The sequence below is a fragment of the Muriicola sp. Z0-33 genome, assembly GCF_026126425.1.
Classification (GTDB): Bacteria; Bacteroidota; Bacteroidia; order Flavobacteriales; family Flavobacteriaceae; genus JAFMPW01.
In genome coordinates this window covers 76,136-101,291 of the sequence record NZ_JAFMPW010000011.1, presented here as the reverse complement: position 1 = coordinate 101,291, position 25,156 = coordinate 76,136, and the positions used below count along the sequence as shown (strand labels likewise).

The window sequence follows — 25,156 nt, the reverse complement described above, 5'->3', positions numbered from 1 at the left end:
ATCTCTGAATATTTTAAATTATTACTACCAAATGTATTGTGGATAAACGCTCTGGTTTGTAGTTCCTATGTAAAATAGTGTAAATCTTCTGTAAAACATTTCCTATTGATCCAGATTGAAATAGATTTGTAATATGAGTTTCAAACAATTCAAAATCCTGGTATTGATCCTGGCAGGATATTTAGCGGTTCCAAATCATAGCTGTGCACAATCGCCTCAGGAGGAGCAACATATAGAAGTCTCCTTAAGAATGATAGGGCATCAGCTGTTACTTAATTCAGGAGATAGTACTTCACGGGTATTGCCCATAAAAAGAGAAAATGACCGATTCAGAATTAGATTTGAAGCTCCATTCGAGTTCAGTCCTCAGCAATTGGCAGCAACTGTTGATAGTGTTATTCGGCAATCTGGAATAGCCAGAAATTATATCGTAGCGGTGGAAGAGTGTGCCAGCGAGGAGGTGGTCTACAGCTTTAAAATAGACGATTTAGAGCAATCTGACATTATACCCTGCGGAGCAAGATTACAACCAAAATCTTGTTACAGTTTATTATTTACTTTTCAGCTAGCTCAGCAGGAGGATACCGCAGCAGTTGCTGTTGCAACACAACCGACATACCTTAATCCTTATAATTCGGGTGCACTGGTCTTGCTATTACTCGTAATACTCTTTATACTTTGGAAGCGATTAGCCAGATCTAAGACAGACCCTAATTTAATCAGTATGGGTGAATACCTTTTTGACAAGCGGAATACAGAACTTATTATAAGGGATCAAAAAATAGAGCTCAGTAGTAAAGAAGCAGATCTACTCCACTTGCTATATACTGATGCAAATACCACCGTTGAAAGAGAAGTACTTCTAAATATGGTTTGGGGAGACCAGGGCGACTATGTCGGCAGAACACTAGATGTGTTTATTTCCAAGTTGAGGAAGAAACTGGAATTTGATTCTAAAGTGAAAATTGTAAATATTCGGGGGGTGGGCTACAAACTCGTATTGGATATTTAGAGAATAATACCTCCAAAATGGCCATTAAAATTTGTTTATACCCCAGGGGAAGTTTTGGGTTTTAAGTTGTACGAAAGTTTATTAAAAATTCATTTCCTCAGATCTTTTGATGTGGCCAAAGCAATTACCCTGCCCTTGTTCCCAACCGCATTATAGAAGTGGTAAACCACTCCCTTCCATTTAATTACCCAGGGTTTGTGGGCATAGGTTTTATCGTAATCTTCTGAAGGCGCCAGTAGATCTTCCCCGTCCCAGTCTGTCCAATGTATTAAATCGTAAGAGCAGGCAAACCTCTCAAAAGCACCGGGTTTCCAGAAGGCCCCAAAATAGAACATCACATAAACATCACCTATTTTTGCAATCTGCGCATCGCCACAAATGCCTTTTCCCCTGCTGATTACAGGGTTTTCTCCATATCGTTGCCAATCTTTCATATTGTCTGAAACGGCCATGGCGATACTTTCATAGTCGGCAGTAACTCCTTTGGCATTATAATACATCACAAAAGGGTGCCCTGTGTGTTTTTCTTTATCCCGAATGACCAAACTTTTATAAATCGTCTTGTTGTCAAACCAGCGCGCCTCTTCATCTTCGGGAGACAATAGGGGAGTAGTAATCCTGTTCCATTCTTCAGCCCTGGTAACATTAGAAGTATTGGCCAGGCCAATTTTTAAAGTCCCGGATTCATAGCCAGCAGTTTTGCCTCCCAGGTAGGTCAGCCAATAGTTCTTCTGATAATTTTCTACGGCATAGTCACCACCCCATTTGGTATTGACAAGGGATACGTATCCTGCTTTTTGGTTGGCATCCCAACTGTCTTCTGTAAAAGACAATATTCTTCCTTTTGTATTCCAATTTAGCAGGTCTTCACTTTTTGCCAGCCACGTTTCATAGCCCTGGCCATCATACACGATATAGGTCATATACCAGGTGTCGTTTTGGCGAAATATTGTGGGCGAGTCGACCATTTTGGTAGTATCCGGATGCCGGACCACAATGCCGTATTTAAAAGGAGTTTTAATCTCATTGTAGATATCTTCCATTACCTGCCGGGATACCTCCTTGTTTACCAAAGTATCCTTTTCTTTACAAGCGCCAAAGAGAATTGCTGCCGCAACCAAAACCAGAAAATTCTTCATCCTATAAGTAATTCATATCCTGCACTATGCTTCTTGGATACCCTGCAATAAACATTTTACATTTTATCTATCGTGATAGTTTCCAAATGTTTTGGAATAATGACCTTTATTTGAGGTGCGAGTTTTTTAACGTCTACTTTAAAAGGCATTAGCTTATCCTTAACCCCTGATTCTTGTGAAAACCCGTAGGGAAGTCTAAAATTATCCCAATGGGTAGGAATAATCACCCCGGGGTAATTGGTGCTGGCCAGTAGGCGTTCGTTGTATTTATAAAGACCCAGTTGCGACCGGTTAACCCCAGCCAATAGGATATCCGGCTCCAGTCCTTTTACTTCACTTTCAACAAAATTCATAGAGCCCATGGTGAGTACATGATGATTGGCAAAACGGGCAAGAAACATTAGCGAGCCACCTTCTATAAATTCAGATACTTTAAGTGGCGTCTTGGGCACTTCAGAATATACCCTGTTATCTATGTAGTGTTTTTCGTTTAAGGCAGAATGAATAGAAGGGATCACCCTGATGGCAAAATTATTAAACTGGTAATCTTCCCCTCCTTTTACCGGGTATAATTGCTCATCGGGGATACCATACCCTCGTAGTATATTACAAGTAGTTTCGGTGCCTATGACTTTTGCCTTGGTTTTATGAGCAATATAGGGGACATCGGCAAGATGATCGAAATGTGAATGATGCACCAGGATAAAGTCGGCTCTGGTAATTAAGCTATCTATAGAAGTAGAATCCGATACAGCAATATCTGTGCGCAGTACCGTTGCCCGTTTATCATCCGGACTAATTCCAGGACCCGTGCCCAGCTTAAAACGCGAAATATAAGGGTCTACCAGTACGGTAATCTCTCCATCGGTAATTTCCCAGCCAGCGGTGCCCAGATATTTAAGTTGTATTGGGGGGGTCTGTGCCGTTGAAAGCAGTGGTAACATTACTATGAAGGCCCCAAGTAGCTTAAACAGCATGTCTTTCCATGAGGGTAGATCAAATTTTTTTATGGTAATCATAGGTATCGGATTATATCTAATTTTTTGCACGGTTAAAATAGTAGCGGTTAATAGCATCGGAGTTGGCCTCAAGAATATCCATCAGGCCATCATTGTTTACATCTGATGAAATTATATCATATGTTATTAATTCTTCATCTGATAGTGGGGTACTTGCCCAGTTCTGGCCTTGTTCGGAATTCCAAAAAACGACATTGGGACCGCCGGCATTTCCTATTATGATATCCATGTCGCTATCTGCGTCAAGATCGGCCACGGCTACTGCATAACTCTTCTGCTCAGAAGCATCAAACGTAATAGAAGTACTATAGGGAGCGGTATTGTGGCCAAAATAGATGATATTGGGCGCACCTATATTGGCAACAGCAATATCTGCCAGGCCGTCATCATTAAAATCAGAAACACCTACAGATCTAGTATTATCACTGCCCGTTCCGAAAGGTATCTTTTTAAAAAACCCCATCTTACCATCGTTTAAGTACACATAATTGGTTTGTTCATCTCTGTTGGCCAGGACCAGATCCGGATCCCCGTCATTATTCATATCAGCAATCTCCACATCAATGGTAGCATCCGAACGATCGCCAAAACTCATATTTTCAGGAAAGCTTCCTTTACCATTATTCAAACATATTTCATTGGGTCTGCCCCGGTTGGTAATAAGGATGTCGGTGTCGCCGTCCTGGTCCAGGTCTGCCAATGTTAAGTTTCTGGTAGGGGCATAGGCCATACCAAAAGCAGTGCTCCTTGAAAAATTGCCTTTGCCATCATTGGTATAGATATAGTTGGGGGCCATGTCGTTGCCCACCGCAATGTCCAGGTCGCCATCATTGTCAAAATCGGCTAGTTCGGCTGCATAGCTGGTAGCCCTTTGCTCCCCTAAATTCTTTTCTACAGTAAATATTCCCTTGCCGTTATTTATAAAAATTCTATTCTGACCTGGCCAATGCCTGCCGTTGGCTACAATAATATCTGCATGGCCGTCACCGTCTATATCACCAACAGCTACAGATGCAGTGCGCTCCGTATAGGTGCCCAGTATTAGTCGTCCGTTAGATATCAATTCATTATTTTGGGTGTGGCCCGTTTGAAATATCAAACAAAATAAGAGGGTGGTAAATATAATTTTGGTTGGCATATAGTGTACTTGTAATCGTTGATTAGTTAATCGCTATCTCCTGCAAAGTAATAATAATAGTAATGGGTCTTGGTTATTTTACTTAATATGCCACATGTCTTAACAGGAGCATTCTGTTAATGTTTTAATAAACCAGATACAAAATGTTTAACCTTTATATATATTTGTTAAACAAAATAATCAATATCTGATGCCAACCATGAAATCTATCCTCTTTAAATTCAGTTTTCTCGCTTTTTTATTATTGATGTCTCATACGCCCAATGTACAGGAATTTCAGGGCCAGGCCATATATTTCTCCAAATCCACAATGGAGCTAGGTAATTGGGGAGCCAGAATGAGTGAAGCTCAAAAAAAACAAATACAGGCACGCCTTAAAAATAGATTGGAAAAAACCTTTGTATTGAATTTCAACAAGGAGGCATCGGTATTTAAAGAAGAAGATAAATTGGATGCCATTTCAGGAGCCACAGATTCCTGGGGCAAAAATTTCTCAAGGGGGGAACAGTATAAAAATGTGAAGGAGAATGCCCTGGTTCAGAGTCAGGAATTCTATGGAAAACAATTTTTGGTCAAGGATAATTTACAGGCCATAGATTGGAAAATGGGAGGAGAACAAAAGCAAATAGGCCAGTATATGTGTTTTAAAGCCACAGCATCTATACCTACATTGGAATTAACCTGGTACGATTTTTCCTGGAGTAATCTCAGACGGGCAAATGCTAATCAGGAGTCAGATTCCACTAATGTTGAACCCACAGTACCTGAAATACAAATGACAGAGGTAGAAGCCTGGTACACTCCCCAAATACCTGTAGGGCATGGCCCCGGTGAATATTGGGGGCTTCCTGGTCTTATATTGGAAGTAAGTGCGGGGAATACAACTATGTTATGCTCTAAAATTGTAATGAACCCCAAAGAGAAAATAAAAATAGAAGCTCCGGACAAAGGGAAGGTCATTTCCAAAAGTGAGTATCAGGTGACAATTTCCGAGAAGATGCAGGAAATGAGAGACATGCGGGGCAGAAGACGCAGTAGATAATCCCCATTTTGAACACTACGCCAAAACTGCAACTAAAAATAAACATGAAGAATATATTTTGTATTGCGCTACTTTTTGTAGCTGGCATTACCTATGCTCAGGTTAAGCTTGAGGGCGTGGTGCGAGATAGTATAAATAATCCACTGGAGTTAGCCAATGTGATCGCCATAAATCAGGAAACCAATGGCATGGAATCTTACGGTATAACCAATGAACAGGGGCAATTTCGGTTAGAGCTGGGTAAGAATGGCAGCTATCAGATCCAGATCAGCTACATAGGTATGGCCACTTTTAAAGAGCTGATTTCTACGGAAGAAAGTGATATTACCAAAGATTATACCCTTAGGCCTAACATAGTCCTGGACGAGGTAGAACTTGTTTATGAAATGCCTGTAGCCGTAAGGGGAGATACCCTGGTATACAATGCAGATTCTTTTAATAACGGAACAGAAAGAAAGTTAGAAGACGTTCTGGAAAATTTACCTGGTGTGGAGATCAATGAAGACGGGCAGATAGAGGTAGAGGGGAAAGTGGTCAATAAATTAATGGTGAATGGGAAAGATTTTTTTGATGGGGATACCAAACTGGCAACAAAAAATATTCCCTCGAAAGCAGTTGATAAAATCCAGGTATTGAGAAACTACTCCGAGGTGGGCCAATTAAGGAGTGTAACCAATAATCAGGACAATGTGGCCATGAATATTAAACTGAAAGAGGGAAAAGAGAGCTTTTGGTTTGGAAACATAACAGTTGGTGCCGGTAGCTCGCCAGATAAAGAACTCTATCTTTTGCAGCCTAAGCTGTTTTATTACAGTCCTAAATACAGCCTTAATTTTATTGGGGATCTGAACAATACCGGTGAAGTTGCTCTGACCAGACGGGACATACGTAATTTTGGAGGAGGATTCAGGGCGCCCAGCAGGAGTAGCGGAACAAATATTAATCTTGGCGATAACAATCTCAATTTCCTGACCAGCCAGGACAATGCTCTGGAAATTGAAAACAAACTGGCCACAGGAAATTTTAGTTACTCTCCAAGTCAGGTACTGGATTTAAGTGGATTCTTCATTTACAATAGTAGTCGCGTTGTATCAAAAGAAGCAAATTTTATAAGGTATACGGATCCGGCATTGGGTATCCCGGATGAAGCCACGGAGCAAACGAGCAATGAACGATCTAACCAGGGATTATTAAAACTCAGTGCCTCTTACCAGCCCGATATTAATAATCAGCTAGACTATGACCTACTGGCGCGGGTATCTAACGATTCCCAAAATCGGAATGCTTTTTCATCTGTTATCGGCAATACCACCCAATTGGATGAAGTCACGCCATATAGCCTTAATCAGAATATCAACTATTACTACACGGCAAATGCCACCAATATATTTGCCTTTGAGGCGCAGCATTTATTAAAAAACGAGGATCCCTTTTATAATGCTGTGCTAGACAATGATCCAAATGGGCAGGATGCTTTTGATACTACTGCTGAGGCCCTGGGTTTAGATACTTCTCTTACGAATTATGACCTGGGTCAGGACAGGCGGATTAAGTCTAATCAGCTAGATGCCAAACTTGACTATTACAACATCCTTAATACCAAAAGCAATATCAACTTTACCCTTGGGGCCATTTTGAGCAGGCAAGAGTTTAATTCCAATATTTTCCAGTTCCTTGGAGATGGGAATCTTTTGAATCCTGTCCCGAGTTTTAATGATGGTCTAGCCTCCAATGATACGGAGTATAATTTCAGCGATATTTACCTGGGGGTGCATTATCGGGTGAAAACAGGGAAATTTACCATCACCCCCGGTTTTTCGGTACATTCTTATGGGAATAAGAATATTCAATTCGGAGCAACCTTTAAGGATAATTTCTTCAGGTTTTTACCAGATTTTGAAACACGGATCCAGTTTAAAAAGAGTGAGGCACTTACGCTTAGGTACGAAATGCGCAATCAGTTTACTGATGTAACCAGATTAGCCGAAGGATTGGTGTTGAACAACTTCAATAGTATTCAATATGGGGAGCCAGACCTTCAGAACGCCCTGTCTCATAATGTGAGTTTATTTTACAGTAGTTTCAATCTCTTTAACTATACCAACGTTTTTGCAAGAGCTGCATATTCCAGCAATATTGATCAGATCAGAAGCTTAACCGATTTCGAAAATGTAATTCGGACGAGTACTTTCTTTAATTCAAATTTTGCAGATGAAAATGTCAATGTATTTGGCCGTGTACAACGAACTTTTGGTAAGGTCAGGGCCAGCCTGAATGCCAGTTTTAACTACAGCAAAATTAATCAGTTTATCCAGGGGCAGCAATCGCTCAATGAAGGCTATACACAAACCTATACCCCGGGTATCAGAACTAATTTTAAAGTAGCCCCGAATATTAACCTAAGATACCGATACAGTGTTACTAACAATGATCAGGGTGGGGGTAAAACCAAATTTGTCACCAATGCACCCTCTGTGGAATTCGATGCCTATATCTGGAAATCTGTGACCTTCCGGACCAACTACACCTATACAGATCAGGATTTGGGCAATGGGGACTCTCAGTCGTTCCAGAATTGGGATGCTACAATTTCCTATAGAAAGAATAAAGATGCCAAATGGGAATACGAGATCAAGGCCACCAATATTTTAGATATCGATGCACAGCTTAGGAACAGCGCCAATAATTTGTCTGTATTTACTTCTGAAACTTTTATTCAGCCCAGATTCCTGACCTTTAGATTTGTATATACCTTATAATGATGAAGCCCAGAGGATCCAGGGGGTTGCAAGAAGGAAAATGAGGGTATTTAAGACCGTGATAATGGCACCTTGTTTATAGATGTCTCCGGAGGGTAAATAGCCACTTCCGGCAAAAATTACATTGGAGCTCGAGGCCTGGGGGGTAATTACGGCAAAATAATTGGTAGCAAAAGAGAGCATAAAAGCCATAAGGGCCACCGGTACTTCCGCATTAACCGCTACTTGTAGGAAAACTGCGTATAAGGCCAGTAAATGTGCGGTCTGACTCACAAAAAGATAGTGAATAGCCACGTACAGAAGCGTTAAAAGCAGATACACCGTAACCCAATTATAATCCCCTATATAGGTCGCAATTTGGGCTCCCAGCGTTTTCATAAAGCCCAGGTCGTTCAGGGCGGCACTCATCATATATAAAATGGCAAACCATACATAAGTTTCGAGGGCATCTCCGGCACCCTCTCTGATATCTTCAAGGGTGTATACATTAGACAATATCAGAATAGATAAGCCAAGAAAGGCCACGATAGCCAGGTTTAAATTCAATACAGGGGAAAAAGCCCAAAGGAGGATCATCCCAAAGAAAGTAATGCCCATAATCCATTCTCGCCTGCTCATAGGTCCCATTTTACCCAGCGCTTCCCTGGCCATTTTGGGAGCTTCCGGGGTGTGCTTAATTTCTGGAGGGAATAGTTTATATAGTAACAGCGGAATGGTAATTAGGGCAACAATACAAGGCACTGAAGCTACAAATACCCAGTTCCCAAAATTCATATTTACTCCAAATTGAGCAGCAATACCTGCTCCTACCGGGTTGGCGGCCATACCGGTTAACCATAGGGCAGAGCTTATAGTGTGCCCCGATATGGCAGTCATCATTAGATAGCTCCCGGTTTTCTTTCTACCCTCAGGCGTAGGCTGGGATCCGGTGTCCAGGGCCAATGCATGCGTAATGGGATAAAGAATACCAGACCTTGCTGTGTTACTTGGAATGGCTGGTCCCAACAGGGTGTCTGTGGCAACAATACAGTACCCCAGGTTTAGGGTAGATTTCCCAAATTGACGAATCAGCAGAAAGGCAATCCGCCTACCCAGACCCGACTTAATAACGCCTTTGGCCACCAAAAAAGCAGCTAAAATTAAGAGGATAAAACTCTCTGAGAATCCTGAAAAGGCTTTTTCAGGCGGAAGTACCCTTAGCAGCACTACAGCAACCAATGCAAGAATAGAGGCTGTAAAAATAGACAGGGCATTAATTAAAACCCCTATGATTGCGGTAATAAAAATGGCAAACAAATGCCAGGCATCTGCAGACAGTTCCCAAGGGACCGGCAAGTGCCAGATGGTTATCCCAACCAAGAGGGTAAAAATCCGTTTTACCCAGAGAAATTTCCGAGGGCTGTTCGATGGTTTATCCACTTAAATAAATTAGAATTGGACTATTTAAGTAATTGACTCCAGAGTTTTAAAATCTTTTACATGGCTTTGCCAAGCACCCATTGGTCTCTCAGCGTATCCATAATTCGCTATTTAAAACTAAAGCTCTATTAAGATAATGAAAATCTGTTTTGTTTCACTTAATCTTAAGGGAAGGGGTACTTATTAGTAGTTAGCAACACGGCCTATTTTGCCCAATAAGACAATATATAATCCAGTAGAGCGTCCTGGCCCAAATTAAAATCGCCAAATGGGGGTGCTTTATAAATATCCGGAGCTATCCATTTGCGATGGTACCAGGAGGTGCTTCTTTGCCAATAGGCAATATTTTGTCTTCTTGGTTAAAATACCCCACCTTGGCGATTACCATTGTTTTAGAAAGCGCTACTCAAATTTAATTATTTGTATGGGGTTTATTTTCTAATTGTGGTTATAACAGCCATTATTCTGCTTTGTGATAAGCGTCTTTTAGCCAAGCTTTCAGTTCATCATCTAGCTGGCTGATATCGGTAATTCTTACCCTGTGGGTGCACATTGTTCCAAAGGGGCCAGAGTTTTCCAGGCGCGCGGTGGTTGGTTCACCTTTTAGTTTTAACCCCAGGTCTATCCTTGTTTTGGTTGCGGGCTTAATTACAGCAAATTTCCTCTTTCGGTCTATACTCACCTCGGTTTTTTTAGGGGTTACCCTAACGTCTTCCCCGAATGCGGTAACCATAGCAACCAGACTTTCGTAAATGGGACGCAGGTCTTCCTTGCCCTGGTACTGATTTTCGATGAGGTCCGTGTCGGTATTGTTTTCTTCCTTAGACAAGGAAACAATGGTATTGGCAAAGCCATGGGTTACGTTATGTTCTTTCTTAAGAAAGTTGACCGCCTCTGAGTGCTTTGCAAACGACTTTGTCTTAAGCAGGGATTTCCATTCGGGTAGTGATTTGCCTGTCTTTGCAGGCATATTATCAATCATTGTTTGTAGTGCTTTATCCATAATTTAATATTTTACTGAAGCTGTTCCTGTTTCTAAATAAGAGATAAGATTTAAGTACGATTGTTCATTGCCCTGAATAAAAAATTTCATTAAAGACATATACTTTTCATCGTGTTTATACCCTATGCCATAAGAGATTACTTTAGTCTTATTTGGGGCTATTTCCTCAAACAGAATCATATTATAAAGGTCTTTTTCATCCTCCTTCATAAAAGACGGAAAGTTTTTACTGATTTCGGCCTGAAGCGTTAGCATACGTTTGGGTACGTAGTTTATGATATGAAGAGTAATACTAGCATCGTCTCCAATTTTGCCATCTTTATTGTAGTTGGATCTAATGGTACCATTTAATTTAAAATCCATTTCTGCTAAAGGCGTTGCCCAACTTTCCCAACCTTCTTTTGTCGTATAGGCCTGCCAAACAGCATCTACCCCCTTGTGGACTACAAAATGCTGTTTTAACACCATATTTCTGGCGTCCGATGAATCTACAACAGAAGTAATTCTTTTTTCTTCAGATGATAAGGGCATTTGGCCAACAAGCAATAACGGAAAACTAAAAAGTAGCACTTCTAATAAATTGTTCTTCATAATTCTAAATTTACAAATTACAAAGTAAGCCACCCAGCGGTTACGGGGATAGTAAAAAATTAACCATTTCTATCTAACGGAAAGAAGTTGGTTTCGTCTTTATGAAACTCCAGATCTATAAATTCACTGGGGTTAAACCCTGAAAACTCCTTAAACTCTTTTATAAAATGCGATTGGTCCGAATAACCAAATTCATAGGCAATTTGCGACCATTTTATTTGTTGTTTGTTCTGTATTTGTTTTAGTATTTCATTAAACCTATAGATTCTGTGTAGCAGCTTTGGGGTTAAACCAAAGTAGTTCTTAAACTGCTGAATTAAGTGTTTTTGAGAGTTGGGGTAAGAAGCAATTATCTGGCTGCTTTCCGCAACAGGTGTTGTTTTTATGTGCAAATGCACATCTATAAGCTCTTTGGGAGCAATTTTTTTTGCATCGAACAGGTTTAAGAGCCAATGGGCTACCAGGTTGAATTTTCCGGAAGCCGTGTGTTCTGATAATATGGCCGACCTTAACTCTAAAATCTCATTTCCAAAAAGTTCCTGGGCCGGCACTACTTTGTTGTTCAGTTCATGCATGGGAGTATGTAAGAAAGGATAGGCTCCACTTGCTCTAAATTGTATCACAAGCATTTTGGAATCCTGAGGGGCAGAGATAGACAGGTAATTTTTGTGTACCCCCGATACCCATACTTTACTGTAACTACCGTTTGGTTTAAGGCTTTCATTGTCATAGGTATGTCTGGGAATATCGTCTAACTCAAAGATGATGAACAAATGCCCTGTAGGTACAACCCTTTCTATAGCATGTTCCGGTTTATACCCTTCATAGTAGAATATAGTTTCGATATGGTTGGCCAGAGTTTCTTCTAGTGTGTAAGTTTCAAATATCATTACTCAGTAGTACATCAAGTTCCAGATATTTTTCATGTAGGGTACTCAGCGCAAAGGCCCCTGCAGAAGCAGCAAAGACAGAATAATCCAAGGCGCCTTTTATTCCACTTGAGAATGCTATGGCCAAACCAAATATAAGCATCAGATAGCCACTGAGCCTGGCAAACAATTCTGTTTTAAAGCCTATGATAAGACAAATTCCGAATACAACTTCGGCTGCCGTGGCAATGATTCCTGATGTTGGGATCAACATTTTTGGAATTAGAGGATTAATCGCTTCGGTATAGTTTAAAAAATTCTCCCAATTGCCCCATGCCGAAATTTCAGCGGGCCACAATCCAAATCTGTCGGCAACTGCCGATAAAAATCCAAGACCTATTGCCAATCTTAGAAAAAGCTTAATGATTTTTTTATTCATGTTTTAATATTTTCTAAACTTGTTATCTGAGAGCAATTTCTGTCAAATTTGACGGAAGAATTTTAGTATACAATTAAATTTTACAACTACAGACCAACTCCAAATTCATAGTAGGCTACATCAAATCCTTCGAGGGCGTTTTTTAGATTTTCGGAAGGGTGGCCATAAAGCTCCAGTGAAATGGTAGCTATCGCCACCAGGCCCCCCAATAATTCGCTCACATTGGCCATATGATCCAGCGCGGCTTCGGAATCTACATAGCGTTCCTTTACAATGCATTCAGATTTACTTTCATTATAAAACCAATCGTACTGAATTGTTCCTTTATCTTTTTCTTTCACCTTGGCAACACAAGCGTTTGCCACTTCTTTAAACTCCTCCATTTTGCCAGGATTAATTTGTAATCTGGCGTTTACCTGAATGTCTTTCATGTTGTATTGTTTGGTTATCTGGATCTGGTAAATTATTAACTAGTTATAATTATTTTTCTGACATTGCTAGGGTTCTGATAATGATTTACTTCTGTTTTCACAAATAGTTTATCTCCAGCTGCGAATATTTGAGTTATCTAAAAATAATCAATTTAGGGATAGTGCATTGTAGTTATGAATCATAACCAATATTGTAAATCCATATAATCTTTAGGAAATTTCCTGCTCATATCGCAATTCTGAGGTTTAAAAAATGAGTATTTCCGAAGATCATGTTCTGATTTACACTGTTAAAAATGGCTATAACTCTTCGTTCAATCAAAATATTTAACAATTAAACATCAATAGATGTAGGATAAAGCAACTGAATAAGTAGCTGTTTAAGCTAAGTATACAAAATTTCAGACAAGCCGCACAAATCTGAATAAAAGGGAAGCAAAACGAAATTACATTTAAAAACCCCCCGGCCATATAAACAGTTTAACTGTTCAAAGTAGTAGTAACTAATATATTTCATAATGACAGAACAAAACATCAAATCCAAGACTGAGCTTTTTCGGTTTGCTACATTGCGCAAACCAAAAACCCTTGATGCGGATGCCAAGGTTATTGGTTTTGTGACCAACCTTGACCCTGCATCGAGTCATTTCCTGACCAAATTACAGGAAGCGCAAACTTTGAAAGAAGCAAGAGCTAAACTACCTTCACTGGCCAAATCGTTTAAAAGAATTCGCCGAGTTGAAGGCATCCGTAAACTTAATTCATCCCTATTTAATTTTTCTGGATGGCTGATGCAACATCGCAGTCATCTACGCGGCGAGAAACTAGATTCAATTATGCAGGGGGTAAATGTTCTTACTTCTGCTCAGCGAAGCAAGATATGGGATAACCTTTATGCAGACCTAGTAGAAAAATCGTCACCACCAATTAGGCAAACTTGTCTTCAGATGCTTGTCGCCGATCATTTCATATTAAATGAAAATTCGGCTGATCAACTTGGTAATTTTTCTAGGCAACCAGGATCACAAGAAATGAAGGAGGATAGATTAAAAGAGTTGTATCTACGTAGATTGGCTCATGCAAGTGTGGCGGTACATTATGTGTTTGGTAAAACCGCTGAGGAGACCAATGAAGAGAACAAAGATGATCGATTCCCTGAATTTCTACGAGAAGAACAAAATCGCTTTTTACTCGGCGAAGAAATACGTCACCTTGAGCAGTTGTCTTTAGATGTAAAACAGCTTTCTACTACATATGAAAGTGATAAGTTGATCATTCAGATTGATACTGAAGCGGCTCATAAGGCCGATGTTGATATAGAGTCATCTAAATACAATAAGGCAAATGGCTTGACAGGCCTCAACCTCGAAGGGCGGTTAAAAATTAATCCGGACACGCTGCCAGAATTGAAATTACCTCAGTCAAAATTCAAATTTCCCGACCCTATGTCAGAGAAATACTTCTCAGATAAGGTGCAAGTTAGCACTGGTTTTTTTCTTAAGGGTAAGGTTAGAGAAGGAAAGGATATTGACAACACCCTTAGGGATATTAATAATCGGCTCAGCGAGGCGAAGAAGGGCCTTTATCGCACTGGTTCGGGATCTAAGAAAAGGGTTAGGCTTGCAGGTAAAGTCTATGGGATTAAAGATGCTAGAGATTATATATTTACTATTGGATTCAGACAGGATCCTTCTACCGAAGAAAACCGGGATATTATCTATTTAACATTTTGTCCTGGTAACCAAAGTCTGTTTGTAAGGTCAATGCGATATGGAGTTAAAATTGAAGGATACAATGAGCGTCGTAATACTGAATTTAAGGAGAAAAAGCGCAGCAAACGGGCAATCTTTCTAAGATTGTTTCCGGATAATTCTATCCCCATTCAGGATGGAACCATTTATAAATTTCGCGCGGAAATGGAACTTTCTGATGGCAATAAATTTAAATTAGAATTGGAAAGTCAGAAAGGATTAGATACTACTTGGGGTACAGCTCAACTTATCGGACCCGATATTCAAACCTCTGATCTGATGCTTCCATTTGAAAAGGTTGATGTATATGGGGTTAACAGGGTGGGCATCGCAGATTACCGTCTGGTGGAACAGGAAGTGTGCTGCTATATACCAGGAGAAGTGTCTCATATTGAAAATATAATGGCACGCGAATACAAGGAACGCCATACGCGAAGCCTCACTAGTACGGAGACAACAATAGAGAGTGAAATTGTACTTGAAACAGAGAACCAATCGGATACGAGTACTAGCGAACGCAATGAACTTAATACGGAAATAGCATCAATCCTGGCCGAAGATAAGAGCAACTCAGCAGGAATTTCGACGGGTGTTTCCGGATCCTATATGGGTGTGGAAATGAGCCTTGACGCTGGGGTAGATTTTGCTACCTCCAATTCCTCATCAGATTCAAATACGATGGCAAAGAATTATGCGCTTGAGGTTACAAAAGCTGCTACAGAACGTGTATTGCAGAAGATCACTGAGAAACGAGTTGCCCGTGTTCTACAGGAATATGAAGAAAACAACCGCCATGGTTTCGATAACCGTTCTGGTGATCAGCATGTCACAGGTGTGTTTAGATGGGTAGATAAAGTAATGACCAATCGCTTGGTGAACTATGGTAAAAGATTGGTATATGAATTCATGATACCAGAGCCTTCAAAATTCTATAGACAGGCTATAGAGATCGAATCGGAAGAAGTAGAGACCCCCTCATCGGCCTCGGTACTCGAAGAACCTGTTCACCCTAAAAACCTCAATCCACCTATTGCATCAGCCGATGATATAGATCGTGACAATTACAAAGAAGTAGGCGCCAATTATGAATTCACCCCTGATGCACCCATGGATGATCAGGATTTTCTGGATGCAAATTATTCACAAGGTAATTTGAAAAAGAAAGAATACGGGGCAGCCCAAATGCCACCGGTAACTATACCAACAGGATATAAAGCAGTAAAAACTACGGGTACTTTAACCTATGACTGGGAGGCCAAACCGCCAATCAACGATGGCGGAGCTTATATCAATATCACATTTGGTGGTAAAACATATAACTCAGGCACTAAGGAAGGGTCGCGGTCAAGAGTCACTATTCCTAACACCTTTTCTTTGAATGGACAGACTTATGAAATTCCCGGCCTGAATTTTAATCACGGGGACAAAACAGGGACCATGACCTGTTCTGTGAGTTGCAATAAATTATTCAGTTTTAATATAGGACTTTCAATAGAAATACGACTTAAAGACGAAATTTATGAACAATGGAAGGCAGATACCTATGCGGCTATCATGTCTGCCTATGAAAGCAAGAAAACAGCTTATGATGCTAGTCTTGAACAGGAGGCAGCAGCGAATGCGATGGAAGATGAGGATCAGACGATGGAGATTGCGGCTTCCATGTATCGAGGGATAGAACAGACAGAGTTGAAAAGATTGGCTATCGAGATGTTAACCCGACCATTTGGGATTCGGCAGGGTAGAGATTTTACGGGGATTGATAATTGTGGGGTACCCAAGGTAATCCAAAATCAAAATCTTGAGAACTACTCATCACATGTAAAGTTCTTCGAACAAGCCTTTGACTGGAGCATTATGTCCTATCTATTTTACCCATATTATTGGGCCAAGAAGTGCGATTGGGTGGAACTTTTCCAGGCACAGTCGGGAAGTGACGAGATATTCAGCTCATTCCTGCAAAGTGGAATGGCCAGGATGACTGTTCCCGTAAGACTCGGCTTTGAGAAAGCATTAACCTATTACATGTCTACTGGTGAGATTTGGATGGGCGGGGATCTTGTTCTCGAAACTGACGATGACCTCTATCTGTCAATAGCAGAAGAGCTCGAAGTTATTGAGGGGCAGGTAGAAGAGGAATGGGAAACCATATTGCCTACAACATTGACCATCATTCAGGATGATTCAGCAGGTCTTGACGCTGGTGGACTTCCATGCTGCGATGACGTAGATGCAGGCAAAACCGGTCTGGTTGTTTCTGAAAGTAAGCTTAAGCGATTGGAAATTGAAAATGTAGATTCCGATGGATGATGAAGAATTATTATATACGCCGGTTCCATTTCCAAAGTTTGAAAGTAGTTTTCTTGATTCGGAGTTTAGCTATCCTTCGTCAGAGGTAGAACAGCAATTCTTCGATGGGGCCAGTCAGTCTGGGGATGTCTATAGTTCTGTAATCTATGAAAGTGACGTCGGCGATAATCTCATAACCGAATTAGAATCTGAGAAGGTCAGCTTTGGCAATGTTGTGGAAATTGGAGGTAAGACTTACGTCTTGCAGATTAGGATCTTCGTTTCCAGAGATGAAAGTTACCTGGCCCGCGTTTTTGAACGAACATCACCAAATAGAAATGAAGTATGCCTGTTTTTGGAAGATAATAGTACAGACCTTCTTTCTCCAAGAAGCTATTATATCAAAATAGGCGATATATTTCGCAGCTATCTTGAATCTCATAGCGATGACCTTGCAATCCAGGAAGTTATGCGGGATGCAACAGAATATGTGACGGATGGCCCAGATGGCGTAACAGCGAGTTTCAGCCAGGAAGAAATCCAGACGCTTATTAGAGAAGGTAGTCTTTCTGTAAATAGCGTGGTTTTGCCATTTCTAAACGTCTTTAAAACTGTGCATTCATGGTCTGCCTGGGTCAATGACGGGATTGGAGATACTATATTAAAGGCGTCAGAAGGTGTTAAGTACTATCTTAAATTTGCTGATACAAGTTGGGATCCTGAGGCCAGAAGGGAGGATGGATCAGATTTTCACCCAATTTTAGTCCCAGGCATCGCTATTTCATCGCAAGATAAGGTTCAAACTGCTTTCAAAACGGCAATCAGGGAATATGCACGCTCTGTCATAGGCAAACTTGACTCGCTTGCCGAGCTTGATTTTTCTTTTATTCCAGGTGGCATGGGAGACTTCATTGCCATTTTCCAAAAAATGGTGGCTCGCCTCAAAGAAGTTGCGCAGGAATTTGCCGATGCTCTTATCCGTAACCTGACTATGATGATGGATTTCTTCCAGGGACTTGGTAACAGGATGTTAAATGTGATTAATGCCTATTACTGTGGTTTATGGAATTCTCTGATAGACGCCTTGATGGGAATCCCTGATATACTCGGGTATATGTTCAAACTTTCTGCCTTACCCAGTAAATTAGCCCAGAATATTGATGTGTTGGCACCTAAAATCATTGAGTTAATGGATGAGGCAATGCAGATGGTTCATACTACGAATTGGACAGAATTGATATCAACTATTATAACGGAAACAGGAAAAGGATTAATGTCTATGCTTTCATCTTCAACAGGTTATCTCAGTTGGGAGCGTGTTGCTTATTTCATTGGGGCGGTCGGTGGATTTATTATCGAAAATGCCATAGGCTTTTTGTTGTCAGCCGGGGTCATTAATATCGCCAGCATTACTTCCAAATTAGGAAAGTTCGGGAAGTTCATTGACGTTATAGTAGGCCTGATCACTGGAGTTAATAAAGCGGTTGATGCAGCATCTGAAGCTGTATTCAAGGGGATAATTAGGGTTGTAGGATGGCTGTTTTCAATAATCAGGAAAGGAGCTTCTGAAGCGCGAACTCTGATTAGATCATTATTTGCTCAGTTAAAAGTTGTGACTAAAGTTGCGGATAATTTGGCTGAAGGGCTGTTAAATTTATTTGGAATGACGGCAGACCATCTTCGCAGGTTGCAGAGTGCGGGATTTGAAGTGATCGAAATAGCCGATGGGGGTGCATCAGGAATCATAAAAAAAACCTGCTGATGAAACTTAAAAGTTGCAATATCCCTTTGGAGTTGAGAAAGAGTGAGGCAGATCAATCAGTTTCTGAGCTTCTGGCAATTCAGGAACCTCATTTTCCCATAGTATTGTTTAACAAGGCTTCAGCAGATGATGTAGTCAAAGAAGGTTTTGAGGAATCTATGGAAGAGGCAGCTAAAACCGCAGCCAAAGAAGCAGAAGCAGGACGGTCATTGTTAAAGGAAGCAATAAAGAAGATGAATGGAGAATCACCGGTGACGATGGCGGCCAGACTAGGCATCCGAGTAGATGCACTTAAGAAAAATTGGGATATGTGGGCAACGACAACCGAAAAAATTAATGGAATATGGATATCTGGGTCTTTCCGAATTGCCCGAGTTTCACCAGCAGACTTGAAATTCGTACTGCTACGCCGTGCACACACCTTGGATGAACTGCATCTCTTCCTTGAACAGGCATTTGAAGCTGCTGCCGGGAATATATACAAAGTGAATGTAAACAAGGCTCAAATCGCTCTTGGTCATGGAGTTACTACAGACATTCATGGTTTAGCTATGGATTTCAATCCCACAGATGATATGTTGCGTGAGGCCGCCTACCGTGAGCTTCGTGAAACCCTAACAGAAGACCAAATAACAGAAGATATGATGGGTGAGACCATGGATCGGGTGTTACGAAATATGAACAGCTACTTATTTGGCGAAGGCCCTGAAACCGGAGCTACTATCATCAGACTTACAGGAGCAAGATCAAAGGATGAAATTGCAGCAGTCAGGGCTTTAGCCCAAGAAGCACAGATGGACGGTCTGTCAGATTGGGTTGGCATAACTAGTATGTCGTCAGATAGGGAAATTTCTGCTCTAATTAAAAAATTAAAGGATAGTGGCTTTGTTTTTCACCATTCGGGCAAGGTAAGCCTTGATGCCCAGGGATATCCAATGGTAGAGATGCAACTTATCAGGAACGAGGCACATAGAAAAATGGTGACTACTTATGAGGGAATCGAAATGAGCGATGTAGATCTTTGGCAAGAAGCTTTAGGTAATCCATCACGTGGAAATACGGTAGTAGAACAACTTCTTCAGCATGTAGGCGGGTGTAAGGTGTTTACTTTGTTCTATGGCATTAAAACCTATAAATAGGTGGTTGCCCATTTTAAATTAGAATTCGCTGAGTAGGATTAGGTACATGACAAAAATTGTACAAAGGCCCCTGATTATTTCCCTATACAATCGACCTACGTTTTTATAGTTATTTTTAAAAATATGCTTGGCAACTTGCACAACGTCTTTAAAGCCATTTCAAACTATAGATCTTGCTATTTTTAAGCTTAAACCCCAGGTCTGAATAAAGATGTATTGCAGCCTTCCGATGATCTTCTGTAAAGAGTAGGATTTCGGAAAGATGCTGTTCTTTTCCCACTTCAAGCAATTTATTAATTAGTTTTCTTCCAATACCTTTACCTCTTGATTGGGAATCTACCACCACATCTTCTATCCAACCTTTTCTCCCTGAAATGACCTTATAGATACACATTGAAGCAATTCCTACTATTGCATCCTTTTCTTCACAATATGCAAGGGTTATTTGGTTTTTGTCATCAAGTACTTCTTTCAGATCAATTTGAGTTTTAGTACCACCTAATTGTTCAAATAAAGTACTTATTTGCTCCTGACGGGTAGGGTTTAAGTCGCTTTTTATTAATATATCTATTTTCAATTCTAATTTTTAATCTTCTGTCCTGGAAGAAATTTAGCAATTGGTCAGTGGTAGGTTAACGTAACGTTTATACCCTGCAAAGCCGTAGATTCCAAATTACAAAATCCCGACTCCAAATCCTAGATAAGGAGACCAGAGGTTTATTGCCTTGCAGCTAGCTGCCAGATTTTTGTTTAACGGTGAATAATTCCATGGCCTTTAATTTTCCCCGTAGCTCCTTGTTTCCCAGGGAGGCCACCTCATAGTCTGTTTCTAGTTTTAAGATGCCATGTAAATCTCCCGAAATAAGGTTGTCTACACCGTACTGGTTGCACAGGCTTTGAATCCTGGAGGTGGCATTCAGGGTATCACCGGTAAAAATAATGACTTTCTTGACACTGCCTATTTCCCCTGTCATTACAGCACCATAATGCAATCCTGCCTTAAATTCGGGATGCAGTCCAAATTGCTTATCAAACCAATCCTGCTTGTTTTTTAAGTCGTTTTTCATCGCAAAAAAGCAACGGATACAGTTATTGTCTTTAATACCCTTAGAGCGTTTCCAGGAGATGACCATTTCGTCGCCAACGTATTGGTAGATCTCGGCAGAATATTTAATTAATGCTTTAGATAGTATAAAATAATAGGCTTTCAGGAACTCGAAATATTCGCTATGCCCAATTTTCTCTGCAATTGCAGTAGAAGACTTCATATCTAAGAACATAAAAATCCTGTTTTCTTCTTTGGGTTTATGGTATTTCCCCAGAATAAAGTTTAAAAAGACTCCGGGCCCCATATTTTCACTTATCTCCGCATAAAAAAGGGTGACAACCAAAGAGATGGTCATTTGAAAGGCGGTACTGAAGAAGGTGATACTGTATAGGTATTCAGAAAACTTGTCCCATATAACTGCATCAAAGAGGCTAGTTTTAAGCTCTAGACTGGCCGCAACCGGGTAGGTAATACAGATAATTAAGAAAAGGAAAACGGAATAAAATATAAACTTCCCCAGAATTTTTGCAAGGAAACTCCTTTTAGTAAAAAACCGATTAATAAACATCAGTTCTATTACCCCAATTAAAAGGCCCACCAGGGTAACGGCTATCATGGCAAATATGAAAATAGTATAGTTCAGCTGTATGACCCCTGCGGGGGTATCACCGGCATTTTTGGTGGCTGCATATTCTACAATGAGGAAAATTAAACCAAAGGCCAGCCAAATGATACCATAGGGCAGTATTCTGGAAACATTATTTTTAAGTTTGGATGATATCACTAATAGTTTCTAATGTTGCTTATTAAGCAGGGATAAAATTTGATCAAGGGTCTCTAACTATGCTTTGCCATTGGTTTTACCAGGCGATCTTTTACTGCCCTGGGGCTCTTTAGTCCTGTTTTTTAAACCAGACATTTCTTGCCCTGCCGTTAGATACCCGGATGCCGGTTATTTTACCGTCTGCCTGGCGCTGAAATTTAACAATGGCCATTCCCTCAATTTCCAGAATGTCCTTTTTTAGTAGGGTTATAGGCGCATCGCCATGGCGGGCATGATGTGCAAATAATCTGTCTTCTTTTATATTAATATCCAAAGTACTTTCCAGTTCCGGGCTATAGAATCGCCCGGGATATTGGGCCAAAAATGCTTCTGTGTTGGTAATGGGATCAAAATATTCAAAGATAGATGGCGTATCATCATCTACACTCACCATCATGGTTTTAGCACCTTTTTCGTCGGCCTTAAATGTTGCAATCAGTTTGGCAGAGATCCCTGTCATTTTAAAAGCATTGGCAGCAATAGGTACCAGGGCATTTTCACTATTGGACGATCGGTAATAGCGCAGCGTATCGTTTTTGATATAGATTTTCCTGGCGTAGTTTTCCTTATCGTTCCAATAAGAGCCTTCAAACTGTTTTAATTGTCCCGTGGCCATGGAAATGGGATGTAGTTCTTCTGTGATGACGGCTTCAGGGATAGTGCTGACCGACTTCTCCTCCAATAAAATATTGGCAATTTTATTTTCTAATTGACCGGGATTTGAGGATGAAAAATTGGTAAGTATTGCAATGCTCAGTTCTTCCCCGGGGTAGGTGGCTGCACTGGCCCTGAAACCCCCTATGGCCCCGCCATGACCTATTTTTTCGTAACCATTAAGGCTCCCTAAATTAACACCAAAGGCATAATTGTTTTCACTGCCATTGTTTAGTGGGTCTGTGGTTCGCAGCATCTGAAAAGCAGCTTCCCAGTCTGCCTGGGGCGTACTAAAGTTTTGGAACCAGCTAAGCAAATCCGAAGTGGTAGAGTGCATGTTTCCGGAACCCACATAGCCCCAGTATTCTACCGCTCGTGAAAAATTGTCTCCAGCCCCATAATAAGAAGTGGCGTTATTAAGAACAACACGGTTATACTGGTCTTCCACATAGGTATTGGGCATGCCTAAAGGCTCAAAGATATTGGCTTTCATCCATTGTGGGAAGTCTTTATTGGTTACTTTTTCTATAATGTTCACCATCAGCATATAGCCGGTATTGCAGTAGAGGAATTCGTCTCCAGGAATAAAGTTAAGTTCTTTTTGTTGCAGCATAAAGCGGTAGAGGTCTTCGTTGGTTCGCGAATCGTCTCCCCGCCATCCAGCCAAGCCAAGCATGGCGTGCAGGCTGCGCATGCCACTGGTGTGGTGAAGCATATGGCGTATGGTAATGGTATGCCCAAAATTAGGCAGGTCTGGTAGGTGTTTACGGATATCATCATCTACAGATAATTTGCCCTGCAGATGCAGCAACACTATCCCCATGGCGGTGAACTGTTTGGAAACAGAACCTGTATTAAATATGGTAGCGGTACTATTAGGCACCTGGTATTCTAAACTGGCCAGGCCAAAGGCTTTAGAATAGATAATTTCCCCTTTTTGCATTATACCTACGGCCCCTCCCGGGTGGTTATCTGCTGTCCAGCTAGTAAATAAACTATCAATTTTTTGTGCCTGTTCACTGGTCAACTGAGCTTTTGTATTCAGGATACAGAAGAAAAATAGAAGGATAAAAAAATGCTTCGGTTGCATAGGGAGATATTTTGGATTTGGTTTTAAATGTAAAGAAAATTGTTGGGTTTGGAGGGAAGTAGTTAAGGCGTTCAAGTATTACTGTCAATTGTTAAATTTCTATATGGATTATTTGACTATCTATTAAGCTTTTTCTATTTGCAACGGCTTTTACGCTACATTCCGCAGAAATCCTTATTTTTGCCATACAAAAGTGCCGGTCACCAGCTCATGAGTCAAAAAGTACTACTTTCCTCAAAAGAGATACATATAATTCTGCACCGCCTGGCTTGCCAGCTTTTAGAAAACCATTTAGATTTTTCCAATACCGTACTAATAGGGCTGCAGCCAAGAGGCAGTTTTCTGGCTACACGGCTTACTAAAATTTTAAAGGAAGACTATAAAGTAAAGCAGATTAACCTGGGTCTTTTGGATATCACCTTCTATAGAGATGATTTCCGCAGGGGAGATAAACCGCTGGAAGCCAGCAGCACCCAGTTAGATTTTCTGGTGGAAGGCAAAAAAGTAGTGCTTATAGACGATGTGCTCTATACTGGTAGAAGTATCCGTGCCGCCCTGACCGCCATACAATCTTTTGGCAGGCCAAAAGAGATAGAACTCCTTACGCTAATAGACCGCAGGTTTAGCAGGCATTTACCCATACAACCTAATTACCGGGGCAGGCAGGTAGACGCCATTAACGAGGAAAAGGTAAAAGTGCTCTGGGAAGAAAATGACGGGAAGGATGTTATATATTTGATTGATCGATGATATATCAATTAGCAATTTATATTAAACAATTAACAATAAGTAAGAAAACGGGATGAGTGAACTAAGTGTAAATCACTTACTGGGAATAAAATATCTTAATGAAAAGGATATCCAGCTCATTTTTGAAACCGCAGACCATTTTAAAGAGGTCATCAACAGGTCTATTAAAAAAGTACCCTCGCTTAGAGATATCACTATAGCCAACATCTTCTTTGAAAACAGCACCCGTACCAAGCTCTCTTTTGAACTGGCCGAAAAAAGATTGTCTGCAGATGTGATTAACTTTTCTGCCGCCCAATCCTCCGTTAAAAAAGGTGAAACCCTCATAGATACCGTAAACAATATTCTGTCTATGAAAGTAGATATGGTGGTAATGCGCCATCCCAACCCGGGGGCAGGGATCTTCTTATCAAAAAACGTTAAGGCGGCCATCATCAATGCAGGAGATGGGGCACATGAACACCCTACCCAGGCGCTATTAGATTCTTTCTCTATCCGCGAAAAACTGGGAGACGTAACGGGCAAAAAAGTGGTTATTGTAGGAGACATATTGCACTCGCGTGTAGCCCTGTCTAATATATTTGCCCTAAAACTACAGGGGGCTACCGTAAAGGTATGCGGACCAAAAACCCTGTTGCCAAAACATATAGAATCTCTGGGGGTAACCGTGGAATCAGACCTAAGAAAGGCGCTTAACTGGTGCGATGTTGCCAATATGCTACGTGTACAGAACGAACGGATGGATATGAGCTATTTCCCTACTACAAGGGAATATGCCCAGCAGTTCGGGATCAACAAGACGCTCCTGGACAGCCTGGATAAAGAAATTGTAATCATGCACCCGGGGCCTATCAACCGGGGGGTAGAGATAAGCAGCGATGTGGCAGATTCCAAACAATCTATCATCCTTAATCAGGTAGAGAACGGAGTGGCCATCCGAATGGCTGTGATATACTTATTAGCATCACAAATAAAATAAAAAGTAATCC

20 protein-coding genes are annotated in these 25,156 nt (G+C 40.8%); 8 read left to right on the top strand and 12 right to left on the bottom strand.

Features of this window, described 5'->3' with window-relative positions:
- The first annotated feature begins 133 nt into the window (after window positions 1-133).
- Complete coding sequence (locus tag J1G40_RS14640) at window positions 134-1,012, top strand: winged helix-turn-helix domain-containing protein (protein ID WP_265243400.1); 879 nt, start codon at window positions 134-136, stop codon at window positions 1,010-1,012.
- A gap of 89 nt (window positions 1,013-1,101) precedes the next feature.
- Here J1G40_RS14640 and J1G40_RS14635 read toward each other — a convergent pair whose 3' ends face one another.
- Genes J1G40_RS14635 through J1G40_RS14625 form a run of 3 tightly spaced genes read right to left on the bottom strand, consistent with a single transcriptional unit; the run spans window position 1,102 to window position 4,308 of the window.
- Window positions 1,102-2,151, bottom strand: coding sequence for a glycosylase (locus tag J1G40_RS14635; protein ID WP_265243399.1), 1,050 nt, complete (start codon window positions 2,149-2,151; stop codon window positions 1,102-1,104).
- A gap of 56 nt (window positions 2,152-2,207) precedes the next feature.
- Window positions 2,208-3,170: an MBL fold metallo-hydrolase gene (locus J1G40_RS14630; RefSeq protein WP_265243398.1), complete on the bottom strand. Its 963-nt coding sequence runs from the start codon at window positions 3,168-3,170 to the stop codon at window positions 2,208-2,210.
- Between the two features lie 16 nt (window positions 3,171-3,186).
- Window positions 3,187-4,308, bottom strand: coding sequence for an FG-GAP repeat domain-containing protein (locus J1G40_RS14625; protein WP_265243397.1), 1,122 nt, complete (start codon window positions 4,306-4,308; stop codon window positions 3,187-3,189).
- Between the two features lie 199 nt (window positions 4,309-4,507).
- On the opposite strand from J1G40_RS14625, the gene J1G40_RS14620 reads away from it, so the two are divergent.
- The gene (locus J1G40_RS14620) at window positions 4,508-5,350 is read left to right on the top strand and encodes a GLPGLI family protein (RefSeq protein WP_265243453.1); all 843 of its coding nucleotides are present in this window, start codon (window positions 4,508-4,510) and stop codon (window positions 5,348-5,350) included.
- A gap of 44 nt (window positions 5,351-5,394) precedes the next feature.
- Window positions 5,395-8,109 carry a TonB-dependent receptor gene (locus tag J1G40_RS14615; protein WP_265243396.1) on the top strand — a complete coding sequence of 905 codons (2,715 nt, stop codon included), beginning with the start codon at window positions 5,395-5,397 and terminating at the stop codon, window positions 8,107-8,109.
- On the opposite strand, the gene J1G40_RS14610 is transcribed toward J1G40_RS14615, so the two are convergent.
- From J1G40_RS14610 to J1G40_RS14585, 6 genes are all read right to left on the bottom strand, one after another.
- A complete protein-coding gene (locus tag J1G40_RS14610) occupies window positions 8,104-9,528 on the bottom strand; it encodes an anion permease (RefSeq protein WP_265243394.1) in 1,425 nt (474 codons plus the stop codon). The two genes, J1G40_RS14615 and J1G40_RS14610, sit on opposite strands and share 6 nt — an antisense overlap.
- 460 nt (window positions 9,529-9,988) lie before the next feature.
- Entirely contained in the window at window positions 9,989-10,531 is a 543-nt protein-coding gene (locus tag J1G40_RS14605; protein WP_265243393.1) for a DUF4287 domain-containing protein, read from the bottom strand.
- Between the two features lie 3 nt (window positions 10,532-10,534).
- Window positions 10,535-11,122 carry an SRPBCC domain-containing protein gene (locus tag J1G40_RS14600; protein WP_265243392.1) on the bottom strand — a complete coding sequence of 196 codons (588 nt, stop codon included), beginning with the start codon at window positions 11,120-11,122 and terminating at the stop codon, window positions 10,535-10,537.
- A gap of 59 nt (window positions 11,123-11,181) precedes the next feature.
- Entirely contained in the window at window positions 11,182-12,012 is an 831-nt protein-coding gene (locus J1G40_RS14595; protein WP_265243391.1) for a helix-turn-helix domain-containing protein, read from the bottom strand.
- Window positions 12,002-12,430, bottom strand: a complete 429-nt coding sequence (locus J1G40_RS14590; RefSeq protein WP_265243390.1) for a DoxX family protein — start codon at window positions 12,428-12,430, stop codon at window positions 12,002-12,004. Before J1G40_RS14590 ends, J1G40_RS14595 begins: the two co-directional genes overlap by 11 nt.
- Window positions 12,431-12,516: 86 nt before the next feature.
- The gene (locus tag J1G40_RS14585; protein WP_265243389.1) at window positions 12,517-12,861 is read right to left on the bottom strand and encodes a putative quinol monooxygenase; all 345 of its coding nucleotides are present in this window, start codon (window positions 12,859-12,861) and stop codon (window positions 12,517-12,519) included.
- A gap of 518 nt (window positions 12,862-13,379) precedes the next feature.
- On the opposite strand from J1G40_RS14585, the gene J1G40_RS14580 reads away from it, so the two are divergent.
- Genes J1G40_RS14580 through J1G40_RS14570 form a run of 3 tightly spaced genes read left to right on the top strand, consistent with a single transcriptional unit; the run spans window position 13,380 to window position 19,802 of the window.
- Entirely contained in the window at window positions 13,380-16,922 is a 3,543-nt protein-coding gene (locus J1G40_RS14580) for a hypothetical protein (protein ID WP_265243388.1), read from the top strand.
- The gene (locus J1G40_RS14575; RefSeq protein ID WP_265243387.1) at window positions 16,915-18,663 is read left to right on the top strand and encodes a hypothetical protein; all 1,749 of its coding nucleotides are present in this window, start codon (window positions 16,915-16,917) and stop codon (window positions 18,661-18,663) included. Before J1G40_RS14580 ends, J1G40_RS14575 begins: the two co-directional genes overlap by 8 nt.
- Entirely contained in the window at window positions 18,663-19,802 is a 1,140-nt protein-coding gene (locus tag J1G40_RS14570; protein WP_265243386.1) for a hypothetical protein, read from the top strand. Before J1G40_RS14575 ends, J1G40_RS14570 begins: the two co-directional genes overlap by 1 nt.
- A 148-nt stretch (window positions 19,803-19,950) precedes the next feature.
- On the opposite strand, the gene J1G40_RS14565 is transcribed toward J1G40_RS14570, so the two are convergent.
- The 3 genes from J1G40_RS14565 to J1G40_RS14555 form a co-directional block, all read right to left on the bottom strand.
- A complete protein-coding gene (locus J1G40_RS14565; RefSeq protein WP_265243385.1) occupies window positions 19,951-20,379 on the bottom strand; it encodes a GNAT family N-acetyltransferase in 429 nt (142 codons plus the stop codon).
- Between the two features lie 154 nt (window positions 20,380-20,533).
- The gene (locus J1G40_RS14560; protein ID WP_265243384.1) at window positions 20,534-21,634 is read right to left on the bottom strand and encodes an adenylate/guanylate cyclase domain-containing protein; all 1,101 of its coding nucleotides are present in this window, start codon (window positions 21,632-21,634) and stop codon (window positions 20,534-20,536) included.
- Window positions 21,635-21,743: 109 nt separating this feature from the next.
- Entirely contained in the window at window positions 21,744-23,417 is a 1,674-nt protein-coding gene (locus J1G40_RS14555) for a serine hydrolase domain-containing protein (protein WP_265243383.1), read from the bottom strand.
- A 210-nt stretch (window positions 23,418-23,627) separates the two neighbouring features.
- On the opposite strand from J1G40_RS14555, the gene pyrR reads away from it, so the two are divergent.
- Both pyrR and J1G40_RS14545 read left to right on the top strand, forming a co-directional pair.
- On the top strand, window positions 23,628-24,167 hold the full coding sequence (pyrR, locus tag J1G40_RS14550) for a bifunctional pyr operon transcriptional regulator/uracil phosphoribosyltransferase PyrR (protein ID WP_265243382.1): 540 nt from the start codon (window positions 23,628-23,630) through the stop codon (window positions 24,165-24,167).
- Between the two features lie 52 nt (window positions 24,168-24,219).
- Entirely contained in the window at window positions 24,220-25,146 is a 927-nt protein-coding gene (locus tag J1G40_RS14545) for an aspartate carbamoyltransferase catalytic subunit (protein WP_265243381.1), read from the top strand.
- The last annotated feature ends 10 nt before the right edge of the window (window positions 25,147-25,156 follow it).